This window comes from Pseudomonas sp. MWU12-2029, from assembly GCF_023242425.1.
GTDB lineage: Bacteria > Pseudomonadota > Gammaproteobacteria > Pseudomonadales > Pseudomonadaceae > Aquipseudomonas > Aquipseudomonas kribbensis.
The window spans coordinates 117,405-139,362 of record NZ_JALJDY010000006.1 but is presented as its reverse complement, the minus strand read 5'-3'; the positions used below and the strand labels follow the sequence as shown (position 1 = coordinate 139,362).

Below are 21,958 nucleotides of genomic sequence, written 5' to 3'. Positions count from 1 at the left end.
CGGCTTACGCCTGGCACCGCGCATCGACAATGAAGGAGGAGCTTACCTGCCCTTTACGCTGGCGTTGCATTTCCTGTGCACATCCAGGGTGTGCAGAATCACGGGCACGGCGACGGGCGCGGTGCAGGCCGGGAGCAGGAAAGAGATCTATATTGAAAGGAGAACCGCTGAAGAGGATGCCCTTCCCCGCGTCCAGAATATCGGACGCCGGCGCCTGATCCGCCATGGACAAAGAGATCGCTGGCAGAATGCGAGCCTGGCTGTCGGCTGCGCTGCGGACGGACGTGTCGCCACTGATGTGATAAGCATGCAGACCGCACTGCACGGAGCAGTCGGTGACGCCGATTAACGGCAGGCGAGACATGAAGCACCCCGGTATTATTGCTGTTATGGGTTTGACCCGAGCTTAGCCTTGTTCATTTTTTTACACAACACCCCCGTAAAAAATACAACACGGCCTGCTCAAGCCTGCGGGTGGCGCGTCTTTCACGGATGAAAAAATGCCCCAAAGTGCCCCATAAATGCCCTCGCGGCGCTTTTTCGGGGCAAAAAAGGCCTCGCTTGACTTCGGCATGCCGTTCGGGTTGACTGAAACCAGAAAAGATCAATGATTGATATTTTTAACAACAAAGGTGTTGCATCATGTCGGTACCCCCGCGTGCCGTTCAGCTTAACGAAGCGAACGCGTTCCTTAAGGAACATCCTGAGGTTCTGTACGTTGACCTTCTGATTGCGGATATGAATGGTGTGGTGCGCGGCAAGCGCATCGAACGCACCAGCCTCCACAAGGTTTACGAGAAAGGCATCAACCTGCCGGCCTCTCTATTTGCTCTGGATATCAATGGTTCGACGGTGGAAAGCACCGGCCTGGGCCTGGACATCGGCGACGCCGACCGTATCTGCTATCCAATCCCCGATACCCTGTGCAACGAGCCATGGCAAAAGCGTCCTACCGCGCAACTGCTGATGACCATGCACGAACTCGAAGGCGACCCTTTCTTCGCCGATCCGCGCGAAGTGCTCCGTCAAGTTGTTGCAAAGTTTGACGAGCTTGGCTTGACCATCTGCGCCGCATTCGAACTCGAGTTCTACCTGATCGACCAGGAAAACGTGAACGGCCGCCCTCAGCCGCCACGCTCGCCGATCTCCGGCAAACGCCCGCATTCGACCCAGGTCTACCTGATCGACGACCTCGACGAATACGTCGACTGCCTCCAGGACATTCTGGAAGGTGCGAAAGAGCAAGGCATCCCGGCCGACGCCATCGTCAAGGAAAGTGCCCCGGCGCAGTTCGAAGTGAACCTGCACCACGTCGCCGACCCGATCAAGGCCTGCGACTACGCGGTCCTGCTCAAGCGTCTGATCAAGAACATCGCCTACGACCATGAAATGGACACCACCTTCATGGCCAAGCCGTACCCTGGCCAGGCAGGCAACGGTCTGCATGTGCACATTTCGGTTCTCGACAAAGATGGCAAAAACATTTTTGCCAGCGAGGATCCCGAGCAGAACGCCGCGCTGCGTCACGCGATCGGCGGTGTGCTCGAGACCCTGCCCGCGCAGATGGCTTTCCTCTGCCCCAACGTCAACTCCTACCGTCGTTTCGGCGCACAGTTCTATGTGCCGAACTCGCCGAGCTGGGGCCTGGACAACCGCACCGTGGCCCTGCGCGTACCGACCGGCTCCGCCGACGCGGTCCGCCTGGAACACCGCGTTGCCGGCGCCGACGCCAACCCGTACCTGCTGATGGCTTCGGTACTGGCGGGCGTGCATCACGGCCTGACCAACAAGATCGAGCCACCGGCCCCGACCGAAGGCAACAGCTACGAGCAGAACGAGCAGAGCCTGCCGAACAACTTGCGCGATGCCCTGCGCGAGCTGGACGACAGCGAGGTGATGGCCAAGTACATCGATCCGAAATACATCGATATCTTCGTCGCCTGCAAGGAAAGCGAGCTGGAGGAGTTCGAACACTCCATCTCCGACCTTGAATACAACTGGTACCTGCACACCGTTTAAGCGGACTGCAGCACATGAAAACGCCGTTGGCTTCACAGCCCGCGGCGTTTTTTTATTGGCCTCTGTGGCAGAGATTCAAGCTCTGCGTACAATGCCCGCTGCCCCGCAGGAGACTTTCATGACGCGTCCCGCCCCCGTCCGCAAACCCCGTGCCCGCAGTCAGGCACGAATCGATTCGATACTCGACGCCGCGCGCACGCTGCTGGCCGCCGAGGGCGTGGCGAGCCTGTCGGTCTACAGCGTGGCCGAACGGGCGCAGATCCCGCCCTCCTCGGTCTACCACTTCTTCGCCAGCGTCCCGGCGTTGCTCGAAGGTCTGACGGCAGATGTCCACGCCGCCTTCCGCGCCTGCCTGCAAGCGCCGATCGATCACGACGCCCTGCGCGACTGGCGCGACCTGTCCCGGCTGGTCGAGCAACGGATGCTGGAGATCTACGACGAAGACGCCGCCGCCCGCCAACTCATCCTCGCGCAGCACGGCCTTACCGAAGTTACCCAGGCCGACCGCCAGCACGACCTCGAACTGGGCGACCTGATGCACAAGCTGTTCGATCATCACTTCGAACTTCCCAAGCTGCCGGATGACGTGGACGTGTTCGCGCTGGCGATGGAACTGGGCGACCGCGTCTACGCCCGCTCGGTGCAGCAGCACGGGCAGATCACCCCGCGCATGGCCGAGGAAGGGATGCGCGTGTTCGATGCCTACATCGGCTTGTATCTGCCGCCCTATCTGCCCAAAAGAATCCTCTAGCACATTCGCCGGCCTCATCGCGAGCAAGCTCGCTCCCACAGGTTCAGTGCCACCCACAGATTCTGCGAGCACCACAAATCACTGTGGGAGCGAGCTTGCTCGCGAAGGCAGCACCACCGATCTCAAGCCAAGAAAAACCCCGAAGGGCTCACACCCTCCGGGGTTGTTTTTTACTCACAGGCTTATAACTTGGCGATGGACACCTCGGTGGATTTCACGAAGGCGATCACTTCGCTGCCGACCTCCAGCTCCAGCTCCTTGACCGAACGGGTGGTGATCACCGAAGTGACGATGCCGGAGGCGGTCTGCACGTCGATTTCCGACAGCACGTCGCCGAGAACGATCTCCTTGATCGCGCCTTTGAACTGGTTGCGTACGTTGATGGCTTTGATAGTCATGGCATTGATTCCTGTCGTTTGCTTGAGTTATTGAGCCCAACGCAGTTGCGTAGGCAAGGGTGAAACGGGTTCCGGCGCCGGCGGCTCGCCGGGCAGGGACAACACTCGGTTGAGTACTTCGGTTTCCAGCGCCGCCAGCCGATGGGAGCCACGGACCCGAGGGCGCGGCAGCTCCACTTGCAGGTCGAGACCGACTTCGCCGTCCTCGATCAGAATCACCCGGTCGGCAATCGCCACCGCTTCGCTGACATCGTGGGTCACCAGCAACACGGTGAAGCCATGCTGTTGCCAGAGACGCTCGATCAGTTGCTGCATCTCGATCCGGGTCAGCGCGTCCAGTGCGCCCAGCGGCTCGTCGAGCAACAGCAGACGCGGTTGATGGATCAAGGCCCGGGCCAGCGCCACACGCTGCTTCTGCCCGCCGGACAATGCCGCCGGCCACTCATTGGCGCGATCCGCCAGGCCGACGGCATCCAGCGCTTCCAGGGCTTGAGGACGCCAGTTGCCCTTGAGGCCGAGACCGACGTTGTCGATGATCTTTTTCCACGGCAGCAGCCGCGCTTCCTGGAACATCAATCGGGTGTCTTCACGGGCATCGCTGAGCGGTGCAGCCCCGGCCAGCAAATCGCCGCCGGAGGGTTGATCGAGGCCGGCGAGCAAGCGCAGCAAGGTACTTTTGCCGCATCCGCTGCGCCCGACCACGGCGACGAACTGCCCCGCCGGAATGTGCAAGTCGATGTCACGCAGCACCTGCCGCGCGCCGAAGGTCTTTTGCAGGTTGCGCACCGCCAGCGGAATCCCGCGCAGCAGGCGTGGAGGTTGTTGAGCCGTCATGCCGCACCTCCTTTCGCCACTTGATACGCCGGATGCCAGCGCAACCACACACGCTCAAGTCCACGGGCCGCGAGGTCGGCCAGTTTGCCGAGCACCGCGTAGAGCAGAATCGCCAGTACCACCACGTCGGTCTGCAGGAACTCCCGGGCGTTCATCGCCAGATAACCGATGCCGGAGCTGGCGGAGATGGTTTCCGCCACGATCAGCGTCAGCCACATGAAACCCAGGGCGAAGCGCACACCGACCAGAATCGAAGGCAGTGCACCCGGCAGAATCACCTGCCAGAACAGGCTGAAACCGGACAGGCCATAACTGCGGGCCATTTCCACCAGCGCCGGGTCGACGTTGCGGATGCCGTGATAGGTGTTGAGGTAGATCGGGAACAACGTGCCCAACGCCACCAGGAAAATCTTCGCCGACTCATCGATGCCGAACCACAGGATCACCAACGGAATCAGCGCCAGATGCGGCACGTTGCGGATCATCTGCACCGAGCTGTCGAGGAGGCGCTCGCCCCATTTCGACAGACCGGTGATGAAGCCCAGCGCCAGGCCGATGCTGCCACCGATGGTGAAGCCCAGCGCGGCGCGCCAGCCGCTGATTGCCAGGTGCGTCCAGATTTCGCCGCTGCGCACCAGGCTCACGCCCGCTTCGATCACCGCCACCGGTGCCGGCAGAATCCGCGTCGACAACCAGCCCGCCGACACCGACAACTGCCACACCGCCAGCAGCAACACCGGCAACGCCCAGGGCGCGAGGCTGTGGATAAATTTCTTCATGGCGGCGCCTCAGCTCTGGGACGCGGCTTTGGGAAGAATGTCGTTGGCCACCATCTCGCCGAACGGGCTGACGTAACCCGCGCTTTTCGGCAGTTCCGGACGCTCGACATTGAGGTGCGGGAACAGCAGCTCGGCCACGCGATACGACTCTTCGAGATGTGGATAACCGGAGAAGATGAAGGTATCGATGCCCAGCGCCGCGTACTCCTTCACGCGAGCGGCCACAGTCGGGCCGTCGCCAACCAGTGCCGTCCCGGCACCGCCGCGCACCAGACCGACGCCGGCCCAAAGGTTGGGGCTGACTTCGAGGTTGTCGCGGCTGCCACCATGCAGCGCGGCCATGCGCTGCTGGCCGACCGAGTCGAACCGCGCCAGCGAAGCCTGGGCACGCTTGATGGTGTCGTCGTCCAGATGCGAGATCAGACGGTCCGCCGCTTGCCAGGCTTCGGCGTTGGTTTCCCGCACGATCACATGCAGACGAATACCGAAGCGTACGGTGCGACCGAGCTTGGCCGCTTTGGCGCGAACCTGTTCGATCTTCTCGGCCACCGCTGCTGGCGGCTCGCCCCAGGTCAGGACCATTTCCACTTGTTCGGCGGCCAGATCCTGTGCGGCTTCCGAAGATCCGCCGAAGTACAACGGCGGGCGCGGTTGCTGGATCGGCGGATAGAGCAATTTGGCGCCCTTCACGCTGATGTGCTCGCCGTCGTAATCCACGGTTTCGCCTTCCAGCACCCGGCGCCAGATCCGGGTGAATTCCACCGACGCCTGATAGCGCGCTTCGTGATCAAGGAACAGACCGTCGCCGGCCAACTCTTCCGGATCGCCACCGGTCACCAGGTTGAACAGCGCACGACCGCCAGACAGACGATCCAGGGTCGCGGCCTGACGCGCTGCCACCGTCGGGGAAATGATCCCGGGGCGCAGGGCGACCAGAAACTTCAGACGCTGAGTCACCGGGATCAGCGATGCGGCCACCAGCCACGAGTCCTCGCAGGAGCGGCCGGTGGGAATCAGCACGCCGCCGAAGCCCAGGCGATCCGCTGCTTGCGCGACCTGTTGCAGATAGCCGTGGTCGACGGCGCGGGCGCCTTCGGCGGTGCCAAGGTAATGGCCGTCGCCGTGGGTAGGCAGGAACCAGAAGATGTTGAGGCTCATGGAGTGGTCTCCTTGGGGATTCGATTTACTGGGCTTGGGTGACCGAGCTTTGGGCCACAGCGGCCGGTGGGGTCCAGATCACGTCCTTGATGCTCAACGGCTTGGGAATCAGCTTGAGCTGGTAGAAGGTGTCGGCGATTTTCTGTTGCGCGGCGACCACTTCCGGGGTCAGGAACAACGCGCCGTAGCCCTGGCGTTTCACCGAGGTCAGGGTGATGTCTGCCGGCAAGCCGAGCAGCGGCGCGACCTGTTGGGTGACGTCTTGTGGATTGGCCTTGGACCACTCACCGACGGCGCGCACTTCTTCCACGAGGGTCTTGATCACCTCTGGATTTTTCTGTGCGTAGGGTTTGGTCGCCAGGTAGAACTGGTGGTTGTCGACGATGCCTTTGCCGTCGCGCAGGGTGTGCGCTTGCAGCTGTTGCTCGGCGGCGGCCTGGTACGGGTCCCAGATGACCCAGGCGTCGACGCTGCCACGTTCGAACGCGGCGCGGGCATCGGCCGGCGGCAGGAATACGGTTTGAATGTCGGTGTACTTGAGGCCGGCGTCTTCCAGCGCACGCACCAGCAGGTAGTGGACGTTGGAGCCTTTGTTCAGGGCGACTTTCTTGCCCTTCAGATCCGCCACCGATTTGATCGGCGAGTCTTTCGGCACGAGGATCGCTTCGCTGTTGGGTGCGGGCGGCTCGTAAGCGACGTAGAGCAGGTCGGCACCGGCCGCCTGAGCGAAGACCGGCGGGGTTTCGCCGGTGACGCCGAAGTCGATGGAACCGACGTTCAGACCTTCCAGCAGTTGCGGGCCGCCGGGGAACTCAGTCCATTGCACGTCGACGCCTTGGGCGGCGAGACGTTTTTCCAGGGTGCCCTTGGCCTTGAGCAGCACCAGAGTGCCGTACTTCTGATAACCGATTCGTAACGTCTCGGCTTGGGCTTGAGTGATGGCGCCGAAGGTGACAGCCGCAGCAAACAGAGCGACCAGACCACGACGCAAAAATACAGTGCGCATAGCGCTCTCCTTTTTGCTGTTGGGTTTTGGCTGCACCTGCTTGCCCGTTGGCGGGCGAGTAAGGCCAGTACTTCAAGTTTCGATGTGGCTCAAATGCTCCAGCGAGCACTCAACAAACGTTCATTCAACAGACCCGGCTCCAGCGGCTTCGGCCGGCGGGCCATGGCGCTGACAAACTGGTCCAGCGCTTCGTGCAGCCGCTGTTCCAGAGCCGGCGCCAGCTGCGCCGCAGCACTGCCTTCGCCGTAAGCGATCTGGCTGTCCTCGGCAAAAATCCCTTGCAGCATTTCCTGGGCCTTCAACGCCGACAGCACCGGTTTGAGGGCGTAATCGACCACCAGCATGTGGGCGATGCTGCCGCCGGTGGCCATCGGCAGGACAATCTTGTGGTTCAGTGCGCGTTCCGGCAGCAGATCCAGCAGGGTCTTCAGTGCGCCGGAGAACGACGCCTTGTAGACCGGCGTCGCGATCAGCAGGCCATCGGCGTTTTCAATCTGTTGCAGCAGGTCGAGCACCTTCGGGCTGTCGAAGCGGGCGTGGAGCAGGTCTTCGGCGGGGAAGTCCCGCACCTGATAACTCACCACTTCCACCCCTTGCTGCTGTAACCAGCGTTGCGAGCGCTCCAGCAACACCCCGGAACGGGAGCGTTGACTGGGACTGCCACCGAGTGAGACGACCAGCATTCAGACGATTCCTTGAGCATTACCGGCGATTCGCGGGTTGCGATCTCGCTTCAATGAGAGTGACCTTATCAGCTGATTCATATATCCATAAATCATATTTATTCATTTGGTTATTCTTTATGGAGATATGCGTTTCACTTTTCTCCGGGCAAAAAAACAGGCCGTGAAAACGGCCTGAAACCCTGCATCGTGGTTTTTGCCGATCGCTCCTACGCAGAGCCTGGGAGCGATCCGAGAAAGGTTATTTGTTCGGCTGTGGCGTGAGGCGCAGGTACGGCTTCACCGCGCGATAGCCTTTCGGAAAGCGTTGCTTGATTTCGTCTTCATCCTTGAGCGACGGCACGATCACCACTTCGTCACCGTCCTGCCAGTTGGCCGGGGTGGCCACCTTGTAGTTATCGGTGAGTTGCAGCGAGTCGATTACCCGCAGGATTTCGTGGAAGTTGCGCCCGGTGCTCGCCGGGTAGGTGATGGTCAGGCGGATCTTCTTGTTCGGATCGATCACGAACAGCGAGCGCACGGTCAGGGTGTCGCTGGCATTCGGGTGAATCAGGTCGTAGAGATCGGACACCTTGCGATCGGCATCGGCCAGGATCGGGAAATTGACGAGGGTGTTCTGGGTTTCGTTGATGTCTTCGATCCACTTGTGGTGCGAATCCACCGGATCGACCGACAGCGCGATGGCTTTCACGCCGCGTTTGGTGAACTCATCCTTGAGCTTGGCGGTGAAGCCCAGCTCCGTAGTGCACACCGGGGTGAAGTCCGCCGGATGGGAAAACAGCACGCCCCAGCTATTGCCCAGCCATTCGTGAAAACGAATCTTGCCGGCGCTGGAATCCTGTTCGAAATCGGGGGCGATATCGCCGAGTCTGAGGCTCATGGTGCTGCTCCTGATGAGTTGTTGGAGACCTCAACTGTAGCTCGGGATTTGCAATTCATAAAAAGAATAAATAACTAGATATCTAGATCATTTACGAATATTAAACTTCTGTTCACTGGACGCTCGCCGGCAACGCGCCGAACATCGGCCCCAAGGTTCGAGAAGGCCTTGAGTTGCTGTAAAGAGGGAAATGTCGGGAAAGGTCTACGGGGGTGGGCCTGACCCGAAAACACAAAAGCCCCGTCCGGCGCGATGCCGGACGGGGCTTTTTTACGTCGGTTGCTCGAGCGCTATTACAGCAGCGGGATCGAGTAGCTGACGATCAGGCGGTTTTCGTCCTGGGAACGGGTGTTCGCCAGGTCGGTGCGCCACATGGCGTTCTTCCAGGCAACGCCGAGGTTCTTCAGCGGGCCTTCCGGAATCACGTAACCAACGGTCAGGTCACGTTCCCACTCGGTTTTTTCGCCCAGCGGAGTGTCGATGTTATCGCCACGCAGGTAGATCACACCGGCGGTCAGGCCAGGTACGCCGACCTTGGCGAAGTCATAGGCGTAGCGAGCCTGCCAGGTACGCTCGCCGGCACGACCGAACTTCTGGATCTGCATGTCGGTGATGGTGCTGTTGGACGAACCGTCACCCTGGTTCAGCCAAGGGAAGTCGCTGTCGCCCTTGGTGTACTGGTAGCCGGCGCCGAAGGTGTGACCTTCAACCGAATACAGTGCCAGGTAGCTGTACAGATCGTTGTCGACCTTGCCCTTGACGGTCTTGCCGCCGTAGTAGCCGCTGGTGAAGTACGCAGGCGTGTCACCGTTGTTGCCGTTGTCACGGCTGCGGTAGTAGCGCAGGTCGCTTTTCAGTACGCCCGGACCGATGGCCCAGTTGTGTACCAGACCCAGGAAGTTCTGCGAGTAGAACTCTTTCAGCTCGCCGTAGTAGTACGAGGCGGTCAGGTCCTTGGTCAGCTTGTAGTCAGCACCGGCGTAGTAGAACTTGTTGCTGAACACGCCCTTGTCGTAGTTCGAACCGGCGTTCGCACCAGCGATCGACAGGTTTTCGTCGTTGCTGGAGTTACGGCCCTTGGCGGATTCGATCTGACCGGCAGTCAGGGTCAGGTCCTTGATTTCGTTGGACTTCAGCTCGCCACCGGTGAAGGTTTGCGGCAGCAGACGACCATCGTTGTACTTGATGACCGGGTTGTTCGGCATCAGGGTACCGACCTTCAGCTCGGTCTGGGAGATCTTGACCTTACCGGTCAGGCCCAGGCTGGCGAAGTCATGCACGGCACGGTTGCCATCGCTCGGGAAAATGGTGCCGCCGGAAGCGGTACCCGTCGAGTTGCCGCTCTTGTCCGGGCTGGAATCCAGACGCAGGCCGTACAGACCGATGGCGTCAACGCCGAACTGGACGGTGCCCTGGGTGTAACCCGAGATGAAACGCAGATCGAAGCCTTGGCCCCACTCTTCGTTCTTGTTCGGACCAGTGCCATCACGGTTGTCGGTGTTGATGTAGAAGTTACGCAGCCCCAAGGTGGCCTTGCTGTCTTCGATGAAACCGGCTGCGCCTGCCTGCTGCGCAATAACCCCTACGGCCACGGCCAGGGCCAAGGTGGACTTGTTCATGTATCGCTCCTCTCGTTTCTAATTCTTGTGTTCCTGGTCCGGAGTCTGATGCCCCTGGATCCTAAGATGCGCGATTAGCGCCAGACCGTGACTGACAAGTCAATCGTAACCTTGTGTGTCTACGACCAAGGTCTAATCGCAGTTATTTGGTCCTTGCAGGGTAAAGACTTCCAGATAAACCCAAAAAGAATTTATTAATTCTTTTTAATACCGTTAAGGAATATGTCCAAATAGTGGCCATCTGTACCGGGATACAGCGTATCGGCGCCTAAGCTCATTCCTAAATGGTATTTATTAGCCTTTTTTTAGATCGTTTAGCTTTGGCGAAACCCCGATTCGTCAAACCCTATCGAAAAGGCGACGCCATCATGGCCAAACGTGCACTATCTAGTCAATTTGTTACAGTTTGTGTGTCAGCGCTGATTTCTTTTTCTGTCCATGCTTCCAGCCTCACTGTCGGCTACCAGACCGGCATCGATCCAAGCAAAGTCCCCCAGGCCGATGGCGTTTACGAGAAGACCATAGGCGAGAAAATCGACTGGCGCCGTTTCAATAGCGGTCCGGAAGTAGTGACAGCCATCGCCTCCGGTGACGTACAAATCGGCAACCTCGGTTCCAGTCCGCTGGCGGCCGCCGCTTCGCGTAATCTGCCGATTGTTGCCTTCATCGTTTCGGCACAGATCAATGCCGCCGAAGCCCTGGTGGTGCGCAACGGCAGTGGTATCGACAAACCAGATGATCTGATCGGCAAGACCATCGCCACACCCTTTGTCTCCACCTCCCACTACAGCCTGCTTGGTGCACTCAAGCACTGGGGCCTGGACACCTCGAAAGTCAAAGTGGTGAACCTGCAACCCGCAGAAATCGCGGCAGCCTGGAAACGCGGGGACATCGATGGCGCCTTTGTCTGGTCGCCGGCACTGGGTGAAATCCGCAAGACCGGCAAAACCCTGACCGACGCCGCCCAGGTAGGCCAGTGGGGCGCGCCGACCTTCGAAGTCTGGGTCGCGCGCAAGGACTTTGCCGAGAAACATCCGGAGGTCGTGGCCAAATTCGCCAAAGTGACGCTGGACTCGTTCGCCGACTACGCCGCCCATAAAGACAGCTGGACTGCCGACTCGGTACCGGTGCAGAAAATCGCCAAACTGACTGGTGCCAACGCCGCCGACGTCCCGGAATTGCTCGCGGGTTCGGCGTTCCCCGATGCCAAGGCGCAACAGACCACGGCGCTGCTGGACGGCGGCACGGCGAAGGCGATTGGCGAGACGGCAAAATTTTTGAAGGAACAAGGCAAGGTCGAAAGCGTCCTGCCCGATTACTCACCTTATGTCAGTGCGAAGTTTGTAGCTGAATAAAAGCATTGCCCCCACGCATCCCGTGGGGGCAATCGCACATCACAGGGACTTTTCGAAGATCTTCGAATTGCGCTGATAGTTATAGAGAGAAGCCCGGGCCGCCGGCAGGCGCTCGACGCTGCTCGGCTCGAAGCCGCGCTCGCGGAACCAGTGGGCGGTGCGAGTGGTGAGGACGAACAGAGTCTTCAGGCCCTGCGCCCGGGCCCGGGTCTCGATGCGCTCGAGCAATTCATCACCGCGACCGCCATGGCGGTACTCAGGATTCACCGCCAGGCACGCCAGTTCACCGGCATCCGAATCGGCAATCTGATACAGCGCCGCACAGGCGATGATCATCCCTTCGCGCTCGACCACGCTGAACTGCTCGATCTCGCGTTCCAGCACTTCACGAGAGCGACGCACCAGAATCCCCTGTTCTTCCAGCGGGCTGATCAGGTCGAGCAAGCCGCCGACGTCTTCAATCGCCGCCTCACGCACCAGTTCGAATTGCTCCTGGGCCACCAGCGTACCGCCACCGTCACGGGTGAACAGTTCGGTCAGCAGCGCGCCGTCCTCGGCATAACTGACGATATGACTGCGCGCCACACCGCCACGGCAAGCTTCGGCGGCGGCATCCAGCAGTTCTGCCTGATAGTTGCTGCCCAGACGCTGCAAATGCGCCGGCACCTGTTGCGGGCGCAGCTCGCGCACCAGTTTGCCGTTTTCGTCAATCAGACCGAGGTCGGCACCGAACAGCAGCAGTTTGTCGGCGCCCAGGTCGATGGCGGCGCGGGTGGCGACGTCTTCGCAGGCCAGGTTGAAGATCTCACCGGTCGGCGAGTAACCCAGCGGCGACAGCAACACGATGGAGCGCTCGTCGAGCAGACGGTTGATGCCCTTGCGGTCGACCCGGCGCACTTCACCGGTGTGGTGATAGTCGACACCTTCCAGCACGCCGATCGGCCGCGCAGTCACCAGGTTGCCGCTGGCCACGCGCAGGCGCGAGCCCTGCATCGGCGACGAGGCCATGTCCATCGACAGCCGCGCTTCGATGGCGATGCGCAGTTGACCGACCGCGTCGATCACGCACTCCAGCGTCGCGGCATCGGTGATGCGCATGCCGTGGTGGTAATGCGGGGTCAGGCCGCGCGCGGCGAGGCGGGTTTCGATCTGCGGACGTGAGCCATGCACCAGCACCAGTCGCACGCCAAGACTGTGCAGCAGCACGATGTCATGGACGATGTTGCCGAAATTCGGATGCTCCACGCCGTCGCCGGGCAGCATGACGACGAAGGTGCAGTCGCGGTGGGCATTGATATAAGGAGACGCGTGACGAAGCCAATTGACGTATTCGGGCATGAACCTGGGCCTGTAATAAATAGCAGCCGGAAAAAGGGCGAAACGGAAAACGCACAGCGGGCTGATGGTTATCGTCGGAACAGGCTTGGCGACACGCGCGCTCTCCTCATGAATACGGGTTGGCAGGACGGCAATTTATACAGCTTTGAGACAGTAATGTTCGATCAACTGCCGCAATAGATGCACGGTAGGCTGCAAACGTGACATTTCAAGGTACTCGTCCGGCTGATGGGCGCAGGCGATGTCGCCGGGGCCGAGCACGATGGTTTCGCAGCCAAGGCGCTGAAGATAAGGCGCTTCGGTGCCGAACGCTACCGCTTCGGCCGTATGGCCGGTGAGTTTTTCGGCGATTCGCACCAGCTCGGCGTCCTCGGACTGCTCGAACGGCGGTACCTCGGGAAACAGCGGCGCGTAATCGATCTTCACCTGATGCCGCTCGGCGACCGGGTTGAGCTTGCGCAGGATTTCGGTGCGCAAGACTTTGGGGTCCATCCCCGGTAACGGTCGCAGATCGAACTCCAGCGAACACTGACCACAGATGCGGTTGGGGTTGTCGCCACCATGGATGCAGCCGAAGTTCATGGTCGGCTGCGGCACGCTGAACTGCGGGTTGTTGAATTCGCGCTGCCACAGCAGGCGCAGGCCACGCAGTTCGCCGATGGCGTCGTGCATGGCTTCCAGAGCGCTGTGCCCCAGACGCGGATCCGACGAATGGCCGCTCTGCCCGAGGATATCGATGCGCTCCATCATGATGCCCTTGTGCATGCGGATCGGCTTGAGCCCGGTCGGCTCGCCGATCACCGCCGCCCGGCCCAGCGGCCGCCCCGCTTCGGCCAGCGCCCGGGCGCCGGACATCGAGCTTTCTTCATCACAGGTAGCGAGGATCAGCAGCGGTTGCTTGAACGGCTGGTCTAGCAGCGGTTGCACGGCTTCGATGATCAGCGCGAAAAAGCCCTTCATGTCGCAACTACCGAGGCCGACCCAGCGGCCGTCGACTTCGGTGAGTTTCAACGGATCGGTTTTCCACAGCGCATCGTCGTAGGGCACGGTGTCGCTATGCCCGGCCAGCACCAGCCCGCCGGGGCCGCTGCCGAAACTGGCGAGCAGGTTGAATTTGCCGGGGCTGACCTGCTGGATGTCGCAGCTGAAACCCAGATCGCCGAGCCAACCCGCGAGTAGATCGATCACCGCCCGGTTGGATTGATCCAGGTTCGGCTGGGTGCAGCTGACCGACGGCACGGCGATCAGTGCAGCGAACTGGTCTTGCATGGATGGCAAAGGCATCGCTGACTCCAACTCCCGGATTGAAGTCCATCATAGAACCATCCGGCGCCGAGAATAAACCGCCGCAAAGCGTAGGAAGGTTCAGTCCTGTACACTGCACGACCTTGGCAGCCACACATTCCCCCGGCTGCGCTCCCGATCCTGGATTTTCCGGCCATGCAGAAAGAAACCGAAATCAAACTCCGCGTCAGCCGCGAAACCCTCGCCGCCCTGCGCGAGCACCCTCTCCTGAAAAAACGCAACAAAAGTGGCTGGGAACGCCGTGAGTTGATGAATCAATACTTCGACACGCCCGAGCGTGACCTGGCCCGGGCCAAGGTTGCCCTGCGCCTGCGCAAGGACGGCGAAGAAGTGATTCAGACCCTCAAGACCCGTGGCCAGAGCGTTGCCGGCCTGTCCGAGCGTAACGAATACGACTGGCACCTGCCCAAGGCCAAGCTCGACGTGAAGAAACTCGACGGCGAATGCTGGCCCGAGTCCCTCGCCGAGCTGGACAAGAAAACCCTTAAGCCGATCTTCACCACCGACTTCGTCCGCGAGCGCGCCGAAATCGCTTGGGGCCGTGGCAAGACCAAAGTGGTCATCGAAGCCGCGCTGGACCTGGGTCACGTGGTGGTCGGCAAACAGAAAGAAGAAATCTGCGAGCTGGAACTGGAACTGCGCGAAGGCGAGCCTGCCGCGCTGCTGGAACTGGCCGCCGAACTGGCCGAAACCCTGGTCCTGATGCCGTGCGACATCAGCAAGGCCGAGCGCGGTTATCGCCTGTACGACGCCAACAGCTACTCGCTGAGTCTGCCGGCGCCGGCCATCACCGCCGAAACCCCGCTGGACGATGCCTTCGCCGCCCTGAGCTGGCACCTGCTCGGCAGCAGCCAGCGTCTGGCCGAACAGTATCGCTTCAACGGCCACTGGCGCCTGCTGCAGGACTGGGTCGAGAGCCTCGCGGAAATGCGCGCCCTGCTGAGCAGCCTCGGCCAGGCCGCGCCGCGTCAGTCGACCCACGACCTGCGCGTGGCGCTGGATGCATTGCTGGAAGACTGGCGCCCGCTGGTGCAGGTCGGCCTTGAAGACGAAGACGTGCGCAAAGCCGCGCCAGAGCAGTTCCTCGAGGAACTGGAAGATCCGCGTTGGGGCCTGTTCTCGCTGAACACGTCGCGCTGGTTGCTGGCCCGCACCTGGGCTGCCGACCGCAACACCCGTGGCAATCGCCAGGGTGCCGCGCAATTGCAGAGCTGGCTGCCGCGCCTGCTGGGCGAAGAAGCCACTTCCCTGCAATTGCAGCGTTATCAGCAGCAGCCGGAAGATCTGGCCGAGCAGCTGCCGCGCATCGAACGCATCCAGGTCTGGCTGCACCACGCGCGCAACGTGCTGGAAATCCCGGAAATGGATCGTCTGTACGGCGAGCTGAACAAACTGGCGCAACTGGCCAACGAGCCGACCATCACCGATGAGCTGCTCGATGCACGCAAGCATCAGGCGATTGCGGTTTACCAGAATCGCGCCTGGAAAATGCTGCTGCGCATGTAACACCCCTTTCGCGAGCAGGCTCGCTCCCACAGAGAAATGCGTTCCAACTGTGGGAGCTAGCCTGCTAGCGATGAGGCCAGCATATTCAGCGCAGTACCGGCAGGCTCGTCGTCGACTTGATCTCCGACAGCGCCACAATCGAGTTCACTTCCTGAATCCCCGGCACCAGCGACAGCTTCTCGAAGAAGAACCGCTCATATGCCTCGATATCTGCCGCGACGATCCGCAGCAGGAAATCCACCGCCCCCATCAACACGTAACACTCCAGTACTTCCGGAAAACCGCGAATCGCCTCGGTGAATTCGGTGAAGTTCGAACGACCGTGGGCGTTGAGTTTGATTTCGGCGAAGATCTGCGTGTTCAGGCCGATTTTCTTGCGATCGAGCAAGGTCACCTGGCCGCGAATGATCCCCTCCTCCTTCATCCGCTGAATCCGCCGCCAGCACGGCGATTGCGACAGGCCCACCTGTTCGGCGATCTGTGCGCTGGACAGGGAAGCGTCCTCTTGCAGCAGGGCGAGAATGCGCCGGTCGTAGCTGTCCAGTTCGCTGTGCATAAATAATCCTCAGAATCAGCCAATACCGAATTGATCAACCCTATCAACCGGCCAATCGGCTCATCTTAGACAAGAAATGCCCGGCATCGAATGTAAAAATTTCTCCACTGATTCCGGAGACTCGCCATGCCACACCTCGAAGCCGTCAACACCCCAGCGCCCCGTGCCGATGTGTGGAACGTCAGCAACGCCCATTGCCTTGCGCAGTACCAGATACTGGCCGAGGCCGAACCGGATCTGCTGGTGCGGGTGCTGAACCTGTTCGCCCTGCAGTTCCTCACCCCGGAACAGGTCAATGTCCAGCGTCTGGACGACCTGCTGTCCATCGACATCGTCATGGGTGGCCTGAGCTGGCACCGCGCCCAGGTGATCGCGGAAAAACTTCGTAACCTGATCAGCGTCTGCTCGGTGAATCTGCAGAACCCCGATGCGGCGTGGGACGCGCCGGCTCAGGCGGCTGGCTGACAAAAGCGGAAACGCCTTTGTCGGGTAGTGGCCCAACGGTCGGCGGGGCCACGACTATCCTTTGCGGACTGTCGTTCAAAAGGAGCCCGCATGTCCGTTCAACTCGCCACTCAGGACCGCTGGCTGGATCTCAATGATGTCTTGCGTGAACTGGTCGCCCAGGGCTTCATCAGCCAGGACTCGGCCGAACACGCACTGAATGCCCGCCGTCGGCAGGCGACCCACGGTCAGATACATCCGCTGGAATTCATCGCCGGCCAGCAACTGGACGACCTCAGCCGCCCGGGCAAGCACCTGGACCTGGAAAGCCTGACCCTGTGGCTGGCGCAGCAGGCCGGCCAGCCGTACCTGCGGATCGACCCGTTGAAGATCAACGTCGCCGCCGTCACGCCGCTGATGTCCTATGCCTTTGCCCAGCGCCACAAGATCATGGCGGTGTCGGTTGATCGCGATGCGGTGACCGTGGCCAGCGCCCAGCCTTACGTCAGGGGCTGGGAAGCCGATCTGACCCACGTGCTGAAACTGCCGGTCAAACGGGTGGTGGCCAACCCGGCGGACATCCAGCGCTTCAGCGTCGAGTTCTTTCGCCTAGCCAAATCGGTCAGCGGCGCCAGCAATGCCGACCAGCCGGGCAGCAACCTCGGCAACTTCGAACAGTTGCTCAACCTCGGCGCCAGCGATCAGGAGCCGGACGCCAACGACGCGCACATCGTCAACATCGTCGACTGGCTGTTCCAGTACGCCTTCCAGCAGCGGGCCAGCGATATCCACATCGAGCCACGGCGCGAGCAAGGCACGGTACGGTTTCGCATCGACGGCGTGCTGCACAACGTCTATCAGTTTCCGCCGCAGGTGACGATGGCCATCGTCAGTCGCCTGAAAAGCCTCGGCCGGATGAACGTCGCCGAGAAGCGCAAACCCCAGGACGGCCGGGTCAAGACCAAGACCCCGGACGGCGGCGAGGTCGAGTTGCGCCTGTCGACCCTGCCCACCGCGTTCGGCGAAAAGATGGTGATGCGGATCTTCGACCCGGAAGTGCTGCTCAAGGATTTCGACCAGCTCGGGTTTTCCGCCGACGACCTGCGGCGCTGGCAGGACATGACCCGGCAGCCCAACGGCATCATTCTGGTGACCGGCCCGACCGGTTCGGGCAAGACCACCACGCTCTACACCACCCTGAAAAAGCTGGCGACCCCGGAGGTCAACCTCTGCACCATCGAGGACCCGATCGAGATGGTCGAGCCGGCCTTCAATCAGATGCAGGTGCAACACAACATCGACCTGACCTTCGCCGCCGGGGTGCGAGCGCTGATGCGGCAGGACCCGGACATCATCATGATTGGCGAGATCCGCGACCTGGAAACCGCCGAAATGGCGATCCAGGCTGCGTTGACCGGGCACCTGGTGCTCTCGACCCTGCACACCAACGACGCACCCAGCGCCATCAGCCGCCTGCTGGAACTCGGCGTGCCGCATTACCTGATCAAGGCCACGGTGCTCGGGGTCATGGCCCAGCGTCTGGTGCGCACACTGTGCCCGCACTGCAAGGCGCCGCTGCCTGTCGCCGAGGAGGACTGGCAAACCCTGACCCGGCCGTGGCAGGCGCCGCTGCCGGGCAACGCGCAACGGGCCATCGGCTGCCTGGAATGTCGAGACACCGGCTATCACGGCCGCGCCGGGGTCTACGAAATCATGCAGCTGACCGACAGCCTCAAGGGGCTGATCAGCCCCGATACCGATCTGACGGCGCTCCGCCGCCAGGCTTTCAAGGAAGGCATGCGCAGCCTGCGGCTGTCCGGCGCGCAGAAAGTCGCGGCGGGCCTGACAACCATCGAGGAGGTGCTGCGGGTGACGCCGCAGAGCGAGCAGAAATAGCCCTTCACGGAACCGGATCGTCGAAATGACGATCCAAGCCGTTATTCAACACCAGTGGAGTCATCCCTCATGCGTCTCAAACTTGCTGTCGCCACCCTTGCCCTGCTGTCTCTGCCCGTCGGTTCGGCAATGGCTGACAGCTTTTGGCGTAACGTCATTTCGTCCGGCGCCACCACCGGCTCGACGTACCTGACCTTCAAGGATCACAAGCTGATCGTCGCCGCCCAGGATGACGCCGGCAGTTTCGTTGCCAGCGATGGCGGCATCCGTGGCCCGTACCTGGAAGCCGCGATGCAGAAAGTCCGCGCCGACAACCCGGGCCTGCAGGCGACGGACATGGAACTGGCGAACGCGATCCTGGCGAAGAACGCCGTGGCTTCGGAATAAATCTGTCGCCCACAAAAATGCCGCTCATTTGAGCGGCATTTTTTTGCCCGCCGATCAGCGGTAATCGTCCACCGGCACGCAGGCGCAGAACAGATTGCGGTCGCCATAGACGTTGTCCACCCGGTTTACCGCCGGCCAGTACTTGTGCGCCTTTGTGTGCGCATCCGGCGTGATGCCCTGCTCGATGCTGTAGGGCCGTTCCCAGACGCCGGTGATATCGGCCAGCGTATGTGGCGCCCGCTTGAGCGGATTGTCCTCGGCCGGCCAGTTACCGTTCTGCACTTCGGTGATTTCCGCACGGATGCTCAACATGGCGCCGATGAAGCGGTCCAGTTCAGCCTTGGATTCACTCTCGGTCGGCTCGACCATCAAGGTACCCGGCACCGGGAACGACATGGTCGGCGCATGGAAGCCGTAATCCATCAGGCGCTTGGCGATGTCCTCCTCACTGATGCCGGTCTGCGCTTTCAGCGGCCGCAGATCCAGAATGCATTCATGGGCCACCCGATCATTGCGCCCGGTGTAGAGCACCGGGAAGGCGCCGGACAGATGCTGCGCCAGATAATTCGCCGCAAGGATCGCCACTTCGCTGGCGTCCGCCAGTTGCGGCCCCATCATGGCGATGTACATCCAGCTGATCGGCAAAATGCTCGCACTGCCCCAGGGCGCTGCGCTCACCGCGCCGTTCTGCGGCTGTGGGCCGTCGATCGGCACCACCGGGTGATTGGCGACGAACGGTGCCAGATGCGCGCGAATGCCGATCGGTCCCATGCCCGGCCCGCCTCCGCCGTGGGGGATGCAGAAAGTCTTGTGCAGGTTCATGTGCGAGACGTCGGCGCCGATGTCCGCCGGCCGCGCCAGCCCGACCTGGGCATTGAGGTTGGCACCGTCCATGTACACCTGGCCGCCGTGCTTGTGGATAACTTCGCAGATTTCGCTGATGCCTTCCTCGTACACGCCGTGGGTCGACGGGTAGGTCGCCATCAGGCACGACAACTTGTCTCCCGCCTCGGATGCCTTGGATTTCAGGTCATCCAGATCGACGTTGCCCGCCTCGTCGCACTCGACGATCACCACGCGCATCCCGGCCATCTGCGCCGAGGCCGGGTTGGTGCCGTGAGCCGAAGACGGGATCAGGCAGATGTCGCGCCCGCCCTGGTGGCGGCTTTCGTGGTATTTGCGGATCGCCAGCAACCCGGCGTATTCGCCCTGGGCCCCGGAGTTGGGCTGCATGCAGATCGCATCGAACCCGGTGATCGCGCACAACCAGCGTTCCAGCTCTTCGATCATCAGCGTGTAACCGACGGCCTGCTCCCGGGGCACGAACGGGTGCAGGTTGGCGAACTGCGGCCAGGTGATCGGGATCATCTCGCTGGTGGCGTTGAGTTTCATGGTGCAGGAGCCAAGCGGAATCATCGACTGGTTGAGCGCCAGATCCTTGTTCTCCAGTTGCTTGAGGTAGCGCAGCATCTCGGTTTCGCTGTGATGGGCGTTGAACACCGGGTGGCGCAGGTACGGCGAGCTGCGTTGCAGGTTGTCAGGAATCCCGGAAACCAAGGCTTCGGCCTCGAGTTCCTCGACGTTGAGCCCATGATCGACACCCAGCAGCACATCGAACAGTTTGCCGACGGTGCTCTCGTCACAGGTTTCATCGAGGCTCAGGCCCAGGTGGCCGCGACCGAGAATCCGCAGATTGATCTGCGCAGCCTGAGCGCTTTCGATGATCGCGGTCTGCGCGCCACCGACGTCCAGGGTCAACGTGTCGAAATAATGCTCGTTGATGCGTTTGATGCCATGCCGCTCGAGGCCGGCAGCGAGGATGCAGGTCAACCGATGGACTCGCTGGGCAATACGCTTGAGGCCTTCCGGCCCGTGGTACACCGCGTAGCAACTGGCGATGTTGGCCAGCAGTACTTGAGCGGTGCAGATGTTCGAATTGGCCTTCTCCCGGCGGATGTGCTGCTCGCGGGTCTGCAGGGCCATGCGCAGCGCAACGTTGCCCCGCGCGTCTTTCGACACGCCGATGATGCGCCCGGGAATCGCCCGTTTGTACTCCTCGCGACTGGCGAAAAACGCCGCATGCGGCCCACCGTACCCCATCGGTACGCCGAAACGCTGGGATGAGCCGAACACCACATCGGCGCCCAGTTCACCCGGCGGGGTCAGCATCAACAGACTCAGCAGATCGGCCGCGACACAGGCCAGTGCCTGTTGCGCATGCAGGTGATCGATCAACGGACGCAGGTCGCGGACCTCGCCGTGGGTGTCGGGATATTGCAGCAGAGCGCCGAATACCTGGTGCTGCTTCAAGTTATCCACAGCGTCGACGATCAGCTCGAAACCGAAGCCCTCGGCGCGGGTCTGCACCACCGAAATGGTTTGCGGATGACAGTTTTCATCGACGAAAAACAGATTGCTCTTCGACTTCGCCACACGCTTGGCCAGCGCCATGGCCTCGGCGGCCGCAGTCGCCTCATCGAGCAGCGAAGCGTTGGCCAGTTCCAGACCGGTGAGGTCGATGGTCAGTTGCTGGAAGTTGAGCAACGCTTCGAGCCGGCCCTGGGCGATTTCCGGTTGGTACGGTGTATAGGCTGTGTACCAGCCGGGATTTTCCAGCACGTTGCGCAGAATGACCGTCGGCGTGAGGGTGCCGTGGTAACCCATGCCGATCAGGCTGGTCCAGACCTGATTCTGCTCGGCGTACCCGCGCAGTTTCGTCAGCGCGGCCTGCTCGTCCAGCGCGGGCGGCAGGTCCAGTTCGCGGTTGAGACGGATGGCGGGCGGAACGGTCTGCTCGATCAGTTCGATCCGGCTGCCCAGGCCCAGACTGTCGAGCATGGCCTGCTGCTCGGCGGCATCGGGGCCGAGGTGACGGCGCAGGAAGGCATGGGGGTCGCGTAACTGGCTCAAGGACGGCAACTGGGACATGACGGGCTCTCTCTTGGCTGGCGCTCGGCGTCAATGCAACACGGTCAAACCAGCATAGCAGTCGATACTGTCGTGGACGGCTTGGCGGCGGGTGGTCGAACGGGGCATGCTGTGGC

At 61.4% G+C, this 21,958-nt stretch carries 20 protein-coding genes; 7 read left to right on the top strand and 13 right to left on the bottom strand.

Annotated features, from left to right (window positions below):
- Positions 1–4: 4 nt before the first annotated feature.
- Positions 5–364: a glutamine amidotransferase gene (locus M5B44_RS29085; RefSeq protein ID WP_412546974.1), complete on the bottom strand. Its 360-nt coding sequence runs from the start codon at positions 362–364 to the stop codon at positions 5–7.
- 278 nt (positions 365–642) lie between these two features.
- Between M5B44_RS29085 and M5B44_RS16625 the strand changes: the two genes are divergently transcribed.
- On the top strand, positions 643–2,019 hold the full coding sequence (locus M5B44_RS16625) for a glutamine synthetase family protein (RefSeq protein WP_085581012.1): 1,377 nt from the start codon (positions 643–645) through the stop codon (positions 2,017–2,019).
- 118 nt (positions 2,020–2,137) lie between these two features.
- Positions 2,138–2,770 (top strand): TetR/AcrR family transcriptional regulator, encoded by a 633-nt coding sequence (locus tag M5B44_RS16620; RefSeq protein ID WP_085708993.1) that lies wholly within the window; start codon positions 2,138–2,140, stop codon positions 2,768–2,770.
- 182 nt (positions 2,771–2,952) lie between these two features.
- Here M5B44_RS16620 and M5B44_RS16615 read toward each other — a convergent pair whose 3' ends face one another.
- From M5B44_RS16615 to M5B44_RS16580, 8 genes are all read right to left on the bottom strand, one after another.
- On the bottom strand, positions 2,953–3,168 hold the full coding sequence (locus tag M5B44_RS16615; RefSeq protein WP_007953520.1) for a TOBE domain-containing protein: 216 nt from the start codon (positions 3,166–3,168) through the stop codon (positions 2,953–2,955).
- Positions 3,169–3,195: 27 nt separating this feature from the next.
- Entirely contained in the window at positions 3,196–4,002 is an 807-nt protein-coding gene (ssuB, locus tag M5B44_RS16610) for an aliphatic sulfonates ABC transporter ATP-binding protein (RefSeq protein ID WP_248739889.1), read from the bottom strand.
- On the bottom strand, positions 3,999–4,781 hold the full coding sequence (ssuC, locus tag M5B44_RS16605) for an aliphatic sulfonate ABC transporter permease SsuC (RefSeq protein ID WP_248739888.1): 783 nt from the start codon (positions 4,779–4,781) through the stop codon (positions 3,999–4,001). Before ssuC ends, ssuB begins: the two co-directional genes overlap by 4 nt.
- 9 nt (positions 4,782–4,790) lie before the next feature.
- On the bottom strand, positions 4,791–5,939 hold the full coding sequence (gene ssuD, locus M5B44_RS16600) for an FMNH2-dependent alkanesulfonate monooxygenase (RefSeq protein ID WP_248739887.1): 1,149 nt from the start codon (positions 5,937–5,939) through the stop codon (positions 4,791–4,793).
- 25 nt (positions 5,940–5,964) lie between these two features.
- Positions 5,965–6,945 carry a sulfonate ABC transporter substrate-binding protein gene (locus M5B44_RS16595; protein WP_085708989.1) on the bottom strand — a complete coding sequence of 327 codons (981 nt, stop codon included), beginning with the start codon at positions 6,943–6,945 and terminating at the stop codon, positions 5,965–5,967.
- 89 nt (positions 6,946–7,034) lie between these two features.
- Positions 7,035–7,628, bottom strand: coding sequence for an NADPH-dependent FMN reductase (gene ssuE, locus M5B44_RS16590; RefSeq protein ID WP_085708988.1), 594 nt, complete (start codon positions 7,626–7,628; stop codon positions 7,035–7,037).
- Between the two features lie 241 nt (positions 7,629–7,869).
- Positions 7,870–8,508 (bottom strand): peroxiredoxin, encoded by a 639-nt coding sequence (locus tag M5B44_RS16585; protein WP_248739886.1) that lies wholly within the window; start codon positions 8,506–8,508, stop codon positions 7,870–7,872.
- A gap of 293 nt (positions 8,509–8,801) precedes the next feature.
- The gene (locus M5B44_RS16580; protein WP_134828448.1) at positions 8,802–10,127 is read right to left on the bottom strand and encodes an OprD family porin; all 1,326 of its coding nucleotides are present in this window, start codon (positions 10,125–10,127) and stop codon (positions 8,802–8,804) included.
- A gap of 365 nt (positions 10,128–10,492) precedes the next feature.
- Here M5B44_RS16580 and tauA point away from each other — a divergent pair, with 365 nt between their 5' ends.
- The gene (gene tauA, locus M5B44_RS16575; protein ID WP_134828671.1) at positions 10,493–11,482 is read left to right on the top strand and encodes a taurine ABC transporter substrate-binding protein; all 990 of its coding nucleotides are present in this window, start codon (positions 10,493–10,495) and stop codon (positions 11,480–11,482) included.
- Between the two features lie 39 nt (positions 11,483–11,521).
- Here tauA and argA read toward each other — a convergent pair whose 3' ends face one another.
- Together argA and argE are read right to left on the bottom strand one after the other, a co-directional pair.
- Entirely contained in the window at positions 11,522–12,820 is a 1,299-nt protein-coding gene (argA, locus tag M5B44_RS16570) for an amino-acid N-acetyltransferase (protein ID WP_007951778.1), read from the bottom strand.
- Positions 12,821–12,955: 135 nt separating this feature from the next.
- Positions 12,956–14,104, bottom strand: a complete 1,149-nt coding sequence (gene argE / locus M5B44_RS16565) for an acetylornithine deacetylase (protein ID WP_248739885.1) — start codon at positions 14,102–14,104, stop codon at positions 12,956–12,958.
- Positions 14,105–14,260: 156 nt separating this feature from the next.
- On the opposite strand from argE, the gene M5B44_RS16560 reads away from it, so the two are divergent.
- Positions 14,261–15,631, top strand: coding sequence for an inorganic triphosphatase (locus tag M5B44_RS16560; RefSeq protein WP_248739884.1), 1,371 nt, complete (start codon positions 14,261–14,263; stop codon positions 15,629–15,631).
- Positions 15,632–15,716: 85 nt separating this feature from the next.
- Here M5B44_RS16560 and M5B44_RS16555 read toward each other — a convergent pair whose 3' ends face one another.
- A complete protein-coding gene (locus M5B44_RS16555; protein ID WP_007951785.1) occupies positions 15,717–16,187 on the bottom strand; it encodes an Lrp/AsnC family transcriptional regulator in 471 nt (156 codons plus the stop codon).
- Positions 16,188–16,313: 126 nt separating this feature from the next.
- Here M5B44_RS16555 and M5B44_RS16550 point away from each other — a divergent pair, with 126 nt between their 5' ends.
- From M5B44_RS16550 to M5B44_RS16540, 3 genes are all read left to right on the top strand, one after another.
- Complete coding sequence (locus M5B44_RS16550; RefSeq protein WP_085708982.1) at positions 16,314–16,652, top strand: hypothetical protein; 339 nt, start codon at positions 16,314–16,316, stop codon at positions 16,650–16,652.
- Between the two features lie 90 nt (positions 16,653–16,742).
- Positions 16,743–18,527: a GspE/PulE family protein gene (locus tag M5B44_RS16545; RefSeq protein WP_248739883.1), complete on the top strand. Its 1,785-nt coding sequence runs from the start codon at positions 16,743–16,745 to the stop codon at positions 18,525–18,527.
- A 69-nt stretch (positions 18,528–18,596) separates the two neighbouring features.
- Complete coding sequence (locus M5B44_RS16540) at positions 18,597–18,914, top strand: DUF2388 domain-containing protein (RefSeq protein ID WP_007951791.1); 318 nt, start codon at positions 18,597–18,599, stop codon at positions 18,912–18,914.
- A 54-nt stretch (positions 18,915–18,968) separates the two neighbouring features.
- On the opposite strand, the gene gcvP is transcribed toward M5B44_RS16540, so the two are convergent.
- Positions 18,969–21,842: an aminomethyl-transferring glycine dehydrogenase gene (gene gcvP, locus M5B44_RS16535; RefSeq protein WP_248739882.1), complete on the bottom strand. Its 2,874-nt coding sequence runs from the start codon at positions 21,840–21,842 to the stop codon at positions 18,969–18,971.
- Between the last annotated feature and the right edge of the window lie 116 nt (positions 21,843–21,958).

Coding starts and splice junctions, on each gene's coding strand:
- M5B44_RS29085 (WP_412546974.1), bottom strand. CDS start 364: ATGTCTCGCCTGCCGTTAATCGGCGTCACCGACTGCTCCGTGCAGTGC.
- M5B44_RS16625 (WP_085581012.1), top strand. CDS start 643: ATGTCGGTACCCCCGCGTGCCGTTCAGCTTAACGAAGCGAACGCGTTC.
- M5B44_RS16620 (WP_085708993.1), top strand. CDS start 2,138: ATGACGCGTCCCGCCCCCGTCCGCAAACCCCGTGCCCGCAGTCAGGCA.
- M5B44_RS16615 (WP_007953520.1), bottom strand. CDS start 3,168: ATGACTATCAAAGCCATCAACGTACGCAACCAGTTCAAAGGCGCGATC.
- ssuB (WP_248739889.1), bottom strand. CDS start 4,002: ATGACGGCTCAACAACCTCCACGCCTGCTGCGCGGGATTCCGCTGGCG.
- ssuC (WP_248739888.1), bottom strand. CDS start 4,781: ATGAAGAAATTTATCCACAGCCTCGCGCCCTGGGCGTTGCCGGTGTTG.
- ssuD (WP_248739887.1), bottom strand. CDS start 5,939: ATGAGCCTCAACATCTTCTGGTTCCTGCCTACCCACGGCGACGGCCAT.
- M5B44_RS16595 (WP_085708989.1), bottom strand. CDS start 6,945: ATGCGCACTGTATTTTTGCGTCGTGGTCTGGTCGCTCTGTTTGCTGCG.
- ssuE (WP_085708988.1), bottom strand. CDS start 7,628: ATGCTGGTCGTCTCACTCGGTGGCAGTCCCAGTCAACGCTCCCGTTCC.
- M5B44_RS16585 (WP_248739886.1), bottom strand. CDS start 8,508: ATGAGCCTCAGACTCGGCGATATCGCCCCCGATTTCGAACAGGATTCC.
- M5B44_RS16580 (WP_134828448.1), bottom strand. CDS start 10,127: ATGAACAAGTCCACCTTGGCCCTGGCCGTGGCCGTAGGGGTTATTGCG.
- argA (WP_007951778.1), bottom strand. CDS start 12,820: ATGCCCGAATACGTCAATTGGCTTCGTCACGCGTCTCCTTATATCAAT.
- argE (WP_248739885.1), bottom strand. CDS start 14,104: ATGCCTTTGCCATCCATGCAAGACCAGTTCGCTGCACTGATCGCCGTG.
- M5B44_RS16560 (WP_248739884.1), top strand. CDS start 14,261: ATGCAGAAAGAAACCGAAATCAAACTCCGCGTCAGCCGCGAAACCCTC.
- M5B44_RS16555 (WP_007951785.1), bottom strand. CDS start 16,187: ATGCACAGCGAACTGGACAGCTACGACCGGCGCATTCTCGCCCTGCTG.
- M5B44_RS16550 (WP_085708982.1), top strand. CDS start 16,314: ATGCCACACCTCGAAGCCGTCAACACCCCAGCGCCCCGTGCCGATGTG.
- M5B44_RS16545 (WP_248739883.1), top strand. CDS start 16,743: ATGTCCGTTCAACTCGCCACTCAGGACCGCTGGCTGGATCTCAATGAT.
- M5B44_RS16540 (WP_007951791.1), top strand. CDS start 18,597: ATGCGTCTCAAACTTGCTGTCGCCACCCTTGCCCTGCTGTCTCTGCCC.
- gcvP (WP_248739882.1), bottom strand. CDS start 21,842: ATGTCCCAGTTGCCGTCCTTGAGCCAGTTACGCGACCCCCATGCCTTC.